Annotated in this window: 12 protein-coding genes and 1 pseudogene; 2 read left to right on the top strand and 11 right to left on the bottom strand. The window is 62.5% G+C overall.

Annotation, left to right across the window (positions count from 1 at the left end):
- Positions 1 to 93: 93 nt before the first annotated feature.
- The 3 genes from rhtB to BLP82_RS25550 all read right to left on the bottom strand — a co-directional run bounded on the left by rhtB (position 94) and on the right by BLP82_RS25550 (position 3,320).
- On the bottom strand, positions 94 to 726 hold the full coding sequence (rhtB, locus tag BLP82_RS25540) for a homoserine/homoserine lactone efflux protein (protein ID WP_060740110.1): 633 nt from the start codon (positions 724 to 726) through the stop codon (positions 94 to 96).
- 102 nt (positions 727 to 828) lie between these two features.
- Positions 829 to 1,410 (bottom strand): mechanosensitive ion channel family protein, encoded by a 582-nt coding sequence (locus BLP82_RS25545; RefSeq protein WP_060740109.1) that lies wholly within the window; start codon positions 1,408 to 1,410, stop codon positions 829 to 831.
- Positions 1,410 to 3,320 (bottom strand): ATP-binding cassette domain-containing protein, encoded by a 1,911-nt coding sequence (locus BLP82_RS25550; protein WP_092174788.1) that lies wholly within the window; start codon positions 3,318 to 3,320, stop codon positions 1,410 to 1,412. Before BLP82_RS25550 ends, BLP82_RS25545 begins: the two co-directional genes overlap by 1 nt.
- 50 nt (positions 3,321 to 3,370) lie before the next feature.
- Here BLP82_RS25550 and BLP82_RS25555 point away from each other — a divergent pair, with 50 nt between their 5' ends.
- A complete protein-coding gene (locus tag BLP82_RS25555) occupies positions 3,371 to 3,835 on the top strand; it encodes a TIGR02444 family protein (protein WP_092174791.1) in 465 nt (154 codons plus the stop codon).
- Here the strand turns inward: BLP82_RS25555 and BLP82_RS25560 are convergent.
- Positions 3,832 to 5,007 (bottom strand): AlgP family protein, encoded by a 1,176-nt coding sequence (locus tag BLP82_RS25560; protein WP_092174795.1) that lies wholly within the window; start codon positions 5,005 to 5,007, stop codon positions 3,832 to 3,834. The two genes, BLP82_RS25555 and BLP82_RS25560, sit on opposite strands and share 4 nt — an antisense overlap.
- A 191-nt stretch (positions 5,008 to 5,198) precedes the next feature.
- Between BLP82_RS25560 and BLP82_RS25565 the strand changes: the two genes are divergently transcribed.
- Positions 5,199 to 5,864: an FKBP-type peptidyl-prolyl cis-trans isomerase gene (locus BLP82_RS25565; RefSeq protein ID WP_092174800.1), complete on the top strand. Its 666-nt coding sequence runs from the start codon at positions 5,199 to 5,201 to the stop codon at positions 5,862 to 5,864.
- 59 nt (positions 5,865 to 5,923) lie between these two features.
- Here BLP82_RS25565 and rsd read toward each other — a convergent pair whose 3' ends face one another.
- From rsd to BLP82_RS25595, 7 genes and pseudogenes are all read right to left on the bottom strand, one after another.
- Positions 5,924 to 6,382, bottom strand: a complete 459-nt coding sequence (gene rsd, locus BLP82_RS25570; RefSeq protein ID WP_092174804.1) for a sigma D regulator — start codon at positions 6,380 to 6,382, stop codon at positions 5,924 to 5,926.
- 175 nt (positions 6,383 to 6,557) lie between these two features.
- Entirely contained in the window at positions 6,558 to 7,100 is a 543-nt protein-coding gene (locus BLP82_RS25575) for a disulfide bond formation protein B (RefSeq protein WP_092174809.1), read from the bottom strand.
- Between the two features lie 410 nt (positions 7,101 to 7,510).
- Entirely contained in the window at positions 7,511 to 8,758 is a 1,248-nt protein-coding gene (locus tag BLP82_RS25580; protein ID WP_092174813.1) for a heme biosynthesis protein HemY, read from the bottom strand.
- Positions 8,755 to 9,888, bottom strand: coding sequence for a uroporphyrinogen-III C-methyltransferase (locus BLP82_RS31765; RefSeq protein WP_256576679.1), 1,134 nt, complete (start codon positions 9,886 to 9,888; stop codon positions 8,755 to 8,757). The genes BLP82_RS25580 and BLP82_RS31765 overlap by 4 nt, the downstream gene beginning before the upstream one ends.
- 36 nt (positions 9,889 to 9,924) lie before the next feature.
- Positions 9,925 to 10,671: pseudogene (locus BLP82_RS31770) on the bottom strand (uroporphyrinogen-III synthase); the annotation flags it as partial.
- Entirely contained in the window at positions 10,668 to 11,609 is a 942-nt protein-coding gene (gene hemC, locus BLP82_RS25590; RefSeq protein ID WP_092174821.1) for a hydroxymethylbilane synthase, read from the bottom strand. The pseudogene BLP82_RS31770 and the gene hemC, both read right to left, overlap by 4 nt.
- A 138-nt stretch (positions 11,610 to 11,747) precedes the next feature.
- Positions 11,748 to 12,494 carry a LytR/AlgR family response regulator transcription factor gene (locus BLP82_RS25595; RefSeq protein ID WP_092174826.1) on the bottom strand — a complete coding sequence of 249 codons (747 nt, stop codon included), beginning with the start codon at positions 12,492 to 12,494 and terminating at the stop codon, positions 11,748 to 11,750.
- Positions 12,495 to 12,792 lie beyond the last annotated feature (298 nt).

Here is a 12,792-nt window from a genome sequence, read left to right on the forward strand (position 1 = left end):
GATTTATCCCCGCTCGAGTGCGTAGCGCTCGCAGAATTCTTGGGGCTGCTTCGCACCCCAGCGGGGATAAATCCCCTCACCACAGGTTTTGCTTTACACCGCAGCCTTGCGAATCGTCGCGAGCAAACCCGCCGCGCCAATGAACATACCCGCGAAGGCGCGGTTCATCCGCCGTTGCTGCTTCGGTGTGCGCAACAGGCGCAGGACCTTGGACGCCAACCCGGTGTACCCGGCCATGACGATGAGATCGACGACGATCATTGTGACGCCCAGGATCAGGTATTGCGGGATCAACGGTGCGTGGGGATTGATGAACTGCGGCAACACCGCCAGCATGAATACCAACGCCTTGGGGTTGCTGACGTTGACCAGAAAGCCGCGAAACACCAGTGCCAGGGGCTTGCCGATGGGCCGCGGGGCCGCGTCATCAGTCATGTCACCGGGGATGGCTCGCCACTGTTTGACCCCCAGGTAGACCAGATAGGCCACGCCGAACCACTTGATCGCATAGAACGCGGTGGCCGACGCCGTGAGGATCGCGCCAACACCGGCGGCGACGATCACGATTTGCAGCGCCAGGCCCAATTGCAGGCCCAGGGCATTCCAGTAACCGCGCCAAAAACCGTAGCGCAAGCCACTGGACATCGATGCAATGGCGCCGGCGCCCGGGGAAAGACTGATCACCCAACAGGCGGCGAAAAACGCCAGCCATGTTTCCAACACCATTGCACACCTCGGCTCGGATTCGTCGAAAACGACTAAGCTAATGCGCCGCCGCAGGATTGACCATCGCTTTTTTGCAAAAAAAAGCCAATCGGCGAGGCCAGGTTATTCGACGAACCCACCCACCGGAAAGGCTTCGCTGCCACGCCAGCGCCGTACCGAACGCTGGAAGAACAGGCTGTTGGGCACTTGCACCATGGCGCTGCCGGTGCCGAGTTCCTCGGGTTCGATCAGCGTGGTGTACAGCAGATTGATCGCCACCACGCGCCCTTTGATGCCGGGCTTGTCGGTGGTATCCACCAACTCGACCACATCGCCCAGGCGAAACGGTCCGACGGTGTAGATCAACACGGCGCAGAACAGGTTGGACAGCACGCTCCAGATGGCGAAGAAAGCCACCGCTGCCACCGCGACAAAACCCGACAGAGCCGTCCACAGCACCGTGGCCGAGACGCCCAGGCGTTCGAGCACCACCAGCACCGCAGTCCCCATGATCAGCCAGCGCAGCACGCCCCGCAGGATAATCACCAGTTGGGGTGGGAGCGGGTAACGCTCACCCAGGCCCGTGAGCGCACGCGCGACGAAGCGCTGCGAGACATAACCGGCCACCAGGATCAACAGGATTTGCACACCGAGCCAGATCGGCTCGATCCACATGACAGGGACAGGCAACGCCAACGCTTCCATCAGGACAAGGCCTCCAGCTCCGCTTGCAGGTTTTCCAGCAGTTCCAGCGCTTGCATCCACGCCTCCTCGATCTCCGCTTCCCGAACCTTCAGCCTGGCCTGCTCGGCCAGCAGGTCACGCAACTCATCCTTGCGCGCCGCCTCGTAGAGACCACTGTCGCCCAGGCTGGTTTCGATTTTCTGCAGTTTTTCATGCAGCTTGCCCAGCTCGGCTTCGAGCTTGTCGGCCTCGCGCTTGTGCGGCGCCAGTTGCTGGCGCAATGCGGCGGCGGCCTGGCGCTGGGCCTTTTTGTCGGTCTTGTCCGGGTTGACCGGCGTGCTGCTGACCGGCGCGTTGCGCTGGCGGTACTCCACCAGCCAACGGGCATAGTCTTCCAGGTCACCGTCGAACTCCTCGACCTTGCCGTCGGCCACCAGGAAGAAATTATCCGTGGTGCTCTTGAGCAAATGCCGATCGTGGGACACCACCAGTACCGCGCCACTGAATTCCTGCAAGGCCATGGTCAGGGCCAGGCGCATTTCCAGGTCCAGGTGGTTGGTCGGTTCGTCGAGCAGCAACAGGTTCGGCCGGCCCCAGGCGATCAACGCCAGCGCCAGGCGCGCCTTTTCGCCACCGGAGAAATTCAACACCGGCTCGTCGATGCGCGCCCCGCGAAAATCGAACCCACCGAGGAAGTCGCGCAGGGTTTGCTCCCGCTCGCTTGGCGCCAGGCGTTGCAGGTGCAGCAGCGGGCTGGCCTTGGAATCCAGGGAGTCGAGCTGGTGCTGGGCGAAATAGCCAACAACGGTGTTTTCGCCTCGGGTCAAGCGTCCAGCCAATGGCTGGAGTTCGCCCGAGAGGTTCTTGATCAGGGTCGACTTACCGGCACCATTGGGGCCCAGCAGACCGATCCGCGCACCCGGGGTCAGTTGCAGCTTGACCTTCTCCAGCACGGTCTTGTCGCCATAACCCAGGCGCGCGTCGGACAGGTCGATCAACGGGCTGGAAATCTTGGTCGATTCGCGGAAGACAAAATCGAACGGTGAATCGACGTGGGCCGCCGACAGCTCTTCCATCCGCTCCAGCGCCTTGATCCGGCTCTGGGCCTGGCGGGCCTTGGTGGCCTGGGCCTTGAAGCGGGCGATGTAGCTTTCCATGTGCGCACGTTGCGCCTGTTGCCTCTCGTAGGCCTGCTGTTGCTGGGCCAGGCGTTCGGCACGGGCGCGCTCGAAGGCGCTGTAGCCACCGCGGTACAAGGTGAGCTTGCGCTGGTCGACATGGGCCACGTGATCCACCACCGCGTCGAGGAAATCGCGGTCGTGGGAAATCAGCAGCAGCGTGCCCGGGTAACCCTTGAGCCAGTCTTCGAGCCAGATGATGGCGTCGAGGTCCAAGTGGTTGGTCGGTTCATCGAGCAGCAGCAGATCCGAAGGGCACATCAGGGCCTGCGCCAGGTTCAGGCGCATCCGCCAGCCACCGGAGAAGTCCCCGACCTGGCGGTCCATCTGTTCATTGGTAAAGCCCAGGCCGGCGAGCAACTTGCGCGCGCGGGCATCGGCGGTATAGCCGTCGGCACTGTCGAGTTCCGCGTGCAGGCGGGCCTGTGCGGCACCGTCGTGGGCCGCTTCGGCTGCCGCCAGGTCACGCTGCACCTGGCGCAGGCGCAGGTCGCCATCGAGCACGTAGTCCACCGCCAGGCGATCGAGGGTGTCGACCTCCTGGCGCATGTGAGCGATACGCCAGTCGGCCGGCAGCAGGCAATCGCCCGAGTCCGGGTGCAGCTCGCCTCGCAGCAAGGCGAACAGGCTCGATTTGCCGGCGCCGTTGGCACCGATGAGGCCGGCTTTGTGGCCGGCGTGCAGGGTCAGCTCGGCGTCTTCTAGCAGACGTTGCGGGCCACGCTGTAAAGTCAGGTTCTGAAGTCGGATCATAATGGCGGCGGAGTCTACCAGCTTCGCTCGCAACTGGCGCGAGTAGCACGATGTCCCCTGACCTGTGGAGTTTTTCCCTCGACCTTTATGCCAAGCCTGGCGTAGAGCCTGCGTGCCTCACGCTACAGAGCGCCGGCATCAATGTCTGCCTGTTGCTTTGCGGGCTGTGGCTGGAACGACGCGGCGTGGCCTGCAATGAACAACGGCTGCAACAGCTTCGACAATTGACCGAGCCTTGGGAGGCAGAGGTGGTGAGGCCCTTGCGCGCGCTTCGCAGTCAATGGAAGACCGGTGCCCGGCAAGACACGGCACTCGATAGCCTGCGCGAACAGGTCAAGCGACTGGAATTGGAAGCCGAACGACGATTGCTGGAACGATTGCAGGCGGCGACCGGGAATTGGCCTGAGGAACAACCGAATGATTCAGCGCTATGGCTGCAAGGGCTGGTGACGAGTGCCGACCCAGCGAACCGCGACGCGCTGCATCAGCTGCGCGTCGCGGTGTCCGGCACTTAGGAAGCGCTGGTTGGGGTACTGCTGGTGGTCGGCGCAACGGCGGCTGGGCTGGTGGCCGAGGCCGGAGTGCTGGCGGTAGGCGCAGGTGTCGCGGTCGGGGCCGGAGTCGGTGTCGCTGGCTTGGCGGCCGGCGCAGTCGCAGGTTTTGCAGCGGCTGGCTTCTTCACGGCTGGTTTAGCGGCGGGCTTGGCGGCAGCGGGCTTGGCCGTAGCAGGCTTGGCAGCCGTTGGCTTCGCGGCAGCAGGCTTCGCAGCGGCTGGTTTGGCAGCGGGTTTAGCCGCCACTTTGGCAGGCGCTTTGGCAGCGACGGGCTTGGCAGCCGTTTTCGCAACAGGCTTGGCCGCGGCCGTTTTGGTTGCCGCAGGTTTGGCAGCAGGTTTGGCGGCAGCAGGTTTGGCAGTGGATTTTACCGCCGTTTTGGCAGCCGGCTTAGCGGCAGCGGCTTTCGTCGCGGCAGGTTTTGCGGCGGCGGTTTTAGCGGCAGGCTTGGCCACAACTTTTGCTGCAGGTTTAGCAGCGGCTTTTACAGCGGGCTTGGCAGCGGCAGGTTTAGCGGCCGCCGTTTTTGCGGCTGGCTTGGCAGCAGCAGCCTTGACGACTGGTTTTTTTGCCGCAGGTTTTGCAGCGCTGGCCGCGACGGGTTTGGCAGCCGGCTTGCTGGCCGCCTTGGCCGGTGCCTTGGCGGCAGGTTTGGCTGCGGCTTTGACCGGTGCTTTTACCACGGCGGGTTTAGCCGCCGGCTTCTTGGCCGATACAGCGGCAGGCTTGGCCGCACGAAGCGACAGCGCCTTGCCCGCAGCTTCTTGCACACGACCGACACCCTGGGCCAGTTTCAGGCTTTCCTGGGCATCACGCTTGAGTTGCAAAATGTAGGCGCGGGTTTCGGACTGACGATCCTTCAGGGCATCGAGCAGGTCTTCGAGCTCTTTCACGACATCTTTGGCCTTGGCTTGTGCCTTGGCCTTGCCAGCGGTGGCTGCGTCTTGCAATTTGGTACGCGACTTGTGCAGTTTTTCCTGCGCTTTGCCGCGTTGCTTTTCCAGTTTGGCGAGCAGTTTTTCGGCATCAGCCAGGGCTTGGGAGCAGGCGTTTTCCAGATGTTCGAGCAAGCTGCCCGAGAGTTGTTGGAGCAAGTGCAACGGAGTGTTTACAGGCTTCTTGGTGGCCGACATGGTTTACCTCCTGACTGACGTGAGTGCGGCTCATACTAGACCTCTGCTGCAACCGCCGCTAGGGCATGTTGACAGTACACAAGACGTTGCGTTGCAAGGGACGAAAAATCTTCTGCGCCAGTGCCTTGGCAATCCACCTCTACAGATATCGACACTGGCATAATTCCTCGATTCGAGGCCGGAGAGCACACATGTCGCGTCACCTGTTTTTATTCCTGTGCATGGCTTGCGCCACGGTCCAGGCCGTTGAAAAAACCAGCGCAAACGATGCCCACGATCTGGCTTATAGCCTGGGTGCCAGCCTCGGCGAACGCCTGCGCCAGGACGTGCCGGACTTGCAGATCAAAGCCTTGGTCGAAGGTTTGCAACAGGCCTACCTGGGCAAACCGCTGGCCCTGAAAGATGAACGCATCGAACAGATCCTGGCCGAGCACCAGGCGCAACTGAACGCGCCATCGACATCGCCGCAGGCCGACGCCGCGTTGAAAACCGAGCAGAAATTTCTCACTGAAGAAAAAAACCGGCCCGGGGTCCAGCAACTGGCTGACGGCATTCTGCTGACCGAAATCAAGCCGGGCCATGGCACGAAGGCCGGCCCTCACGGCAAGGTCCAGGTGCTGTATACCGGTCGATTGCCAGACGGCACCGTATTCGATTCAAACCGCCAGGCACAGTGGTTCAATCTTGACAGTGTGATCGACGGTTGGCGCAGTGCGTTGCCGCAAATGCCGGTCGGCGCGAAATGGCGGCTGGTGATTCCGTCGTCCCTGGCCTATGGCGCTGAAGGGGCCGGGGATGTGATCCCACCGTACACACCATTGGTGTTTGAAATCGAGTTGCTGGGCGCGACGACCTGACGCAGGCCCAACAAAAAACGGTGCGCAATGCGCACCGTTTTTTTCATGACCGCGAACCCTCAGGCCTGGACCGCAGCTTCTTCCTTGTGAGCGTTGTGCAGCACTTCGATCAGGCAGTCTTCCAATTCGAAACGCTCGTGCAGCAAGCCACCCAGTTCCTTGAATTTTTCCGCTACGCACTTGCCTTCATCGCACAGGTCGTTGAACGCCAGCAGCTTCTCGGTGATGACATCGATGCGCGGGTAGATCGTCTCGGCCAGTTCAAGGCCGCGCTTGTCGTTGAAGGCCTTCGCCTCGCCCGTCAGTTGTTCGTATATCTCGAAATGACCGGCAGACACATAGTCGACCAGCACACCGCAGAAATCCTGCAAGGGTCTGCGGCTTTCGCTCAGGGCTTCAGGCTTGGCACCGAGATCATCGTAGGCCCGAACCAGTTCATGACGCTCCTGCAGCCAACGATCGATCAGCAGATGCACCCCACCCCAGCGTTCCTGAGCATTCTGACAACTTTCGAGCATGGTGATTTCTTCCCTTGTGAGTCATGCCCCTTCGCAGCCTGTGCACGCCTGATGACCAGGGACAAGCCAGACACAACATGATCGAGCGGCACAATTCCAATAACACGTGCGGGCCAGATTATGCCCGCACGACAATGGCTTCAAGGTACGCAGGAGATAAAGTTCATACAAGTGTTTAATCCAGGGCCCGGGCCAGCTGCGACGTCTCGCCGCTGAGCGGTCGTACCAGAGCACTCCAGGCAAGGCGCAGCAGCAGGTAGGTCATGGCGCTGGACACCGCGAGAAAAAACAACAGGCTCCATTCGGGGATGCTCAGGTCGAACAACGTCCACGTGATATTCGCACAGTCGACGGCGCCGTCGAGGACACGATGCAACGCGCACCACCACGACCTCGTCGGGTTGAGCTGTGCGGCACAATCGGATAACGACTCGAAGGAATGGCTTTGCATCAGGACCTGACGCCACGCCAGGGTCATGCCCCCGGTCGCAAAAACCAATCCTGCGGCGCCATAGAAGAGACTGCCTCGTTGGCCTGGCCCGTGTACACACGCTACGAGGCTGTTCGCCAGGAACAGCATCAGGCACAACCGCTGCAAGACACACAGACTGCAAGGCGTCAGGCCGGCCGAATACTCCAGATAAGTGCTGATGCCCAAAGCCAGGGCGGCGGCGATGGAAGCCATGAGAAACGAGAAGCGTGAGCTGGCCAAAGACATGGCGATTCCGTAACAGAAGAGACAAGCAGTTACGGTAGAGGAAAGCCCTCGGGCCTTTCAAGGCAGCCCCGCGCAGACACTTCACCAGGGGTGTAGGGAATTCCCGACAGGTCGAAGAGGATTCGGCGCGGTCCGCTGTAGGACTTTGCTGAAGGTATGACCAAAGCCCCAAAACCGGGGCGGTATTCGCCCCTCTCATTCAAGGACAGCACTTAATTGTGGCGAGGGGATTTATCCCCGTTGGGCTGCGCAGCAGCCTCTAAAAGCCTGACATTGCAGTGGTGCGTCAGCCCCATCGAGTCCTGCCTTCCAAGGGGCTGCTGCGCAGCCCAGCGGCGATAAATCCCCTCGCCACAGCAAGCTCCCTCGCCACAAGGACTCATACATTCCCAGGAATGAGTCATGCCTTTTTAAGTGGACAACACCTGGGCCGGAACCGGCAACGGCGCGGCCAACAGGCGCTCATCCAACAGTCCCAACCCCTCCTGAAACAACTGGTTGCTGCGCTCGGCATCCCCCAACTGCGCCAGCAGGCGCGCCAGTTCGGCGCAGGCTTCGGGATTGCGCTGGGCGCGCAAACTGCTTTCCAGATAATCCCGCGCCTTGCCCCACAAGCTGTTCTGCAGGCATAGGCGCCCCAGGGTCAGCAACAGGCTCGGGTCGGCCGGGTGGTCCTTGAGCCAGCCTTCGGCCGCTTGCAACTGGCGGATCGGATCATTGCCGCGAACCAGCCCGTACAGGCGCGCCAGATGGCTGTCATAGTGACGCTTGAGCGCGCCGCGCAGCACCTCTTCGGCTTCGACCTGGGCGCCCAACTGGCGCAATTGCTCGGCATAGGCCAGCACCAGCGCCGGCTCCTGGCGCTGTGCGGAGGTCAGTTGTTGCCAGGCTCGATTGAGCGACTGCAAACCGACGCTGCCGTCCTCCTCGCGGTGGGCCGCCAGGGTCAGGTTTTCGCCCCAGGCACGCCGCTCCAGTTCAGCCAGCTCGGCCGGCGGCAGGACTTTATCCTTGCGCAGCTCCGGCAACAGCCGGATCACCGCCGACCAATCGCCGCGCTGCTGATGCAGCCGTTGCAATTGGCGCAGGACCTGGGCGTTATGGGGATGACGCTCATGCATGGCCTGCAGCGTGCTCAGTGCGCCATCCGTGTCACCCCGATCCATCTGCAATTGCGCGTGCGTCAGGGCAATGGCCAGTTCCGCCTGGGGCTGACGCTCCAGGGCGCGCTCCAGCAAACTGTCGCTTTGCTCGTAAAGCCCTTGTTCGTTGGCCGCGCGGGCGGCCCCCAGGTAATACAGCAGCGGTTGGCGCTCGGCTTCGGCGGCACGATGCAGATGGCGCTGGGCACTGGCCCAGCGACCTTCGGCCAGGTCCAACTGACCGTGTTCGATCGCCACTTGCACCCGACGACTGCGGTTGCGCCGAGACCACGGGTTGACCACGCCGCTGGACGTGGTCACCAACCCGATCAGCGCCCTCAGGCCTCGCCACACCAGCCAGAGCACCGCCACCAGGGCCAGGGTGACCCACAGGCCAGCTTCATAACGGAAGTTCTTGTACGCCACCAGCACGTAACCCGAATGCTCGGCAATCGCTACGCCCAGCAAAGCCGCGGCAGCGATGACCACGAACAGAATCACGTAGAGGCGCTTCATGGCGTGGCCTCCTGCGCGCCTGGGGCGGGCAGTGGCTTGACCGATTCCTGGGCATTGAGGTTGCGACGCTCAAGGTAGGCCTGGACGCTGCTCAGCGTGCCCGTCAGGTCCGGGGTGACCACGGTCACCGGTTGCCTGGACAGCTCGACCACGCGTTCGAGCATGATCTTGCTTTGCGGGTTGTCCTGGTTGAAGTTGTTCTTCAACACGTCCCGAGCCTCGGTCAGCGCCTGGGTGTATACCGGCGCCTGACCATTGAGGGCGGCCCATTGCGCCTGCTCCAGCGCCAGGCTCAAGGCCAGGCGCACTTGCACGAGGCTTTGTCCGGCCAGCAGCGGACGGACGTTCTCGTCGGCGTTGAAGTCGATGCGGATATAGCGCGAGATCTGGTCCCACCACTGCGCCCACCGGCTGGCACCATCGCCATCGGCGGTCAGGCCCAGCAGCGACTCTCCACGATCCTTGTACTCGGGTGCCAGTTCGGTCAGTTGCAACACCTGATCACGCAAGGCGCCCAGTTGCAGGAACAGCCCGGTACGATCCGGTTGTTCGGTGCTGCGCAGCGCAGCGAGGGTCTTGGCCAGTTGCTCGCGGGCAGCGAACGAACCGGGGTCGTTCTGTTCGCGCAGGATTTCGTCAGCGCCCTGGACCAGCGCCTGGGCACTGTCGATGTCTTGCAGGGCGGAAAGACGCAGGCTGGCCAGGCGCAACAGGTGCTCGGCCTCCGCCAGTCGCCAATCCTTGCGGCTGGCACCCAGCACGGTTTCCAGGCGCTGGTTCAGATGCTGCTGATCACCTTGCAACTGGGCCACCTGGCGCCGCCGCTCCTCCAGTTCTTCGGCCGGTGGCAATTGCGCCAGGCGCTCGCTCAGGCGTTGCTCGTTGAGCTTGAGGGTCTGGGCCTGGTCGTTCAGCGCCTGGACCTGGGCGGACTGCTGCTGGTTATTGGTTTGCAGGTGACGTACCTGCCACACGCCCCAACCGCCCACGGCAACACCGGCGGCGCCGAGCAGCAGGGCAACAATGGCCAGCCCGTTGCCGCGGCGCGGCGCCACTGGGGGCGGGGGCTCAACCGGCGCATCGATCGCTGGCTGGTCTAGATCTTCTTTTGGCAAGGCTGTTTCGCTCACGTATCCATCCTTTGCATTAGAAAACGGCACGGAGTGTTCCCGTAACGCCGCCAGCAAAGCCGCGGCATTGGCGCCACGGCAATCCACAACTGTTCGGGCCCCGGCGGCACGCGCCATCTCGGCAACCCTTGGGCTTGGAACAAACAACGGTAACCGCGCCAGGGCCGGCCACGCATCACCGGCCAGCCGCTGCAGATGCTCAAAGCCCTGCCCACTGCTGACCACCAGTGCGTTCAAGCGTTCCGCTTCGACTATCGCCGGCAACGCCCCTTCACCGTAACTGGGCAGGTGGCGGCGGTACAATTCCAGATAATCGACACTAGCACCTTGCTCGCGCAAACGCTCTGCCAGCAAGCCACGCCCGCCTTCGCCCCGCACGATCAAGATCTTGGGGTCGGGCCGCGAAACAGCCTGGCGCAAGACCAAGTGTTCCAGCAAGGCTTCGCTGTCATCGCCGTTATCGGGATAGAACACCGTGAGGCCGGCATCGGCAAGGATCTGTCCGGTGGCCGCGCCCACGCTGAACCAGGGTTGGTCTGGAGGTTGGGGCCAGTATTGGCGCAGCAGCTCGAGGCACAGGCGTGCGGCCGGCTTGCTGACCACGATCACCGCAGAGTATTGATCCAGAGCCTGAAATATCGCCCGCCCGGCATCGGACAGCGGGACCGGCTCGATATCCAGCAACGGCAAGCTGCTGCTGTAGACCCCCGCTTCGGCCAGGACAGCCGCCAGCGCCGACGACTCATCCGCCGGCCGGGTGAGCAACAGCCGCCAACCCGTCACGCGTGGCCGGCCTCGCCGTAGACCGCCTTGAGAATGTCGGCGGCGCCCTGGCTCAACAAGTCTTCAGCCACCCGCACGCCCAACGCCTCGGCATCCTGGCGCGGTGCCCGGGCTTCGGCGCTGAGCAGCCGGCCACCATTGGGATCCCCCACCAGGCCGCGCAACCAGACCTGCTCGCCTTCCAGCACGGCGTAACAGGCAATCGGCACTTGGCAGCCACCATTGAGGTGTTTGTTCAGCGCGCGTTCGGCGAAGACTCGGGTGGCGGTGTCTGTATGGTGCAGCGGCGCCAGCAGGGCGTGGATGTCGCTGTCGGCGCTGCGACACTCGATACCCACCGCCCCTTGCCCACCGGCCGGCAGGCTGTCGTCGACGCTGATGGCCGAGGTGATGCGGTCTTCGAAACCCAGGCGGATCAGGCCGGCGGCAGCAAGGATGATGGCGTCATACTCACCGGCATCGAGCTTGGCCAGACGCGTGTTGACGTTGCCGCGCAGGAAACGGATTTGCAGGTCCGGACGACGCGTCAGCAATTGGGCCTGGCGACGCAGGCTGGACGTGCCGACCACGCTCCCGGCAGGCAGCGCTTCAAGGCTGGCAAAGGTGTTGGAGACGAACGCGTCGCGTGGGTCTTCCCGCTCACAGATGCAAAACAGGCCCAGGCCTTCAGGGAAGTCCATGGGCACGTCTTTCATCGAATGCACGGCGATGTCGGCTTCGTTGTCCAGCAGCGCGGTTTCCAGCTCTTTGACGAACAGGCCCTTGCCGCCGATTTTCGACAGAGGCGAGTCCAGCAGCTTGTCACCGCGACTGACCATGGGCACCAGGGTCACGATCAGGCCGGGATGGGCCGCTTCCAGGCGGGCTTTGACGTATTCGGCCTGCCAGAGGGCCAAGGCACTTTTACGGGTGGCGATGCGGATCTCGCGAGGGGACATGGATCAATCCGTACTTAAAAGATACGGCAGATAATAACAGCTCAGTCAAAACCGCTTTGATTTGAATCACGACCCCAAGGCCTCCCTGGCCGCCAGATCCTGGAAATGAAACGCGCTGAACGCCTTGGACCGCCTGGCTTAAAGCTGCTGCATCATCTTGCGCACGCCGGCCACGTGCCGCCGGCTGACAATCAGCGCGTCGCCATTGAGGCCTTTGAGGAACAGTTGGAAATGCCCAAGGGGAGTGCGTTGCAGACGCTCGATACGCTCGCGGGCCACGAGGGCGTTGCGGTGGATGCGTACAAAGCGTTCGCCGAACTCGTCTTCAAGTGCCTTGAGAGGTTCGTCCAGCAACACCTCGCCACTCTCATGGCGCAAGGTCACGTATTTATGATCGGCAATGAAATAGACCACCTGGTTCAAGGGGATCAACTCGATGCCTTTGCGGGTGCGCGCACTGATGTGGCTGCGTGGGCCACTGCCGCTTTCGGCGGCCGGACGGGTCAGTGCCGCCAGTTGCACGCGGTTGGGTCGCTCGGCCTTGCGCAAGGCTTCGAGCAACGCCTCGGACGTCACCGGCTTGACCAGGTAGCCCACGGCACCGGCCTGCAACACCTCGGGTGGAAAGTCGTCCCGGGTGGTACAGAACACCACGGCGGGCGGCGACTCCCGTTCGCACAACTTCGCCGCCACCTGCAGGCCGTCCAGGCCAGGCATGCGAATGTCGAGCAGCACGATATCCGGCTTGTGGCTGTCAATAAGGGCCAATGCCTCGTCGCCATTGGTGGCGCTCGGCTCCAGGACACTGTAACCCTCGAGCTCGCCAACCATTCGGCTCAGGCGCTCGCGGGCCAGTGGTTCGTCATCAACGATCAGGACATTCATATTGCGCTGGATTCCTGCGTGAGTCTCGCACAAGGATAGCGTAGACAGGGGAAGTGACATCCGTCACCGCGATCCACGCTAAGACTCGCTCGAGGGCCAAAAAGTGCCGCGAGGCGGTTGCCTATCTTTACCAGCGCTTGCCGACCGATGCCCGAGGCCCGTTGTCGCACGGCGTTGCCGTAGGGATTATTAACTGTCGATCTGACCAATATGAGCTCCCCCTTTTTCTATGTGTCCGGTGCGCCATGGATGGAAAAAGCAAAAGTCCTACCGTCCACTGTAGACGGTTGCCACGACG

Source organism: Pseudomonas sp. NFACC37-1, from assembly GCF_900101575.1.
In the GTDB taxonomy this organism is placed as follows: Bacteria; Pseudomonadota; Gammaproteobacteria; order Pseudomonadales; family Pseudomonadaceae; genus Aquipseudomonas; species Aquipseudomonas fluorescens_AA.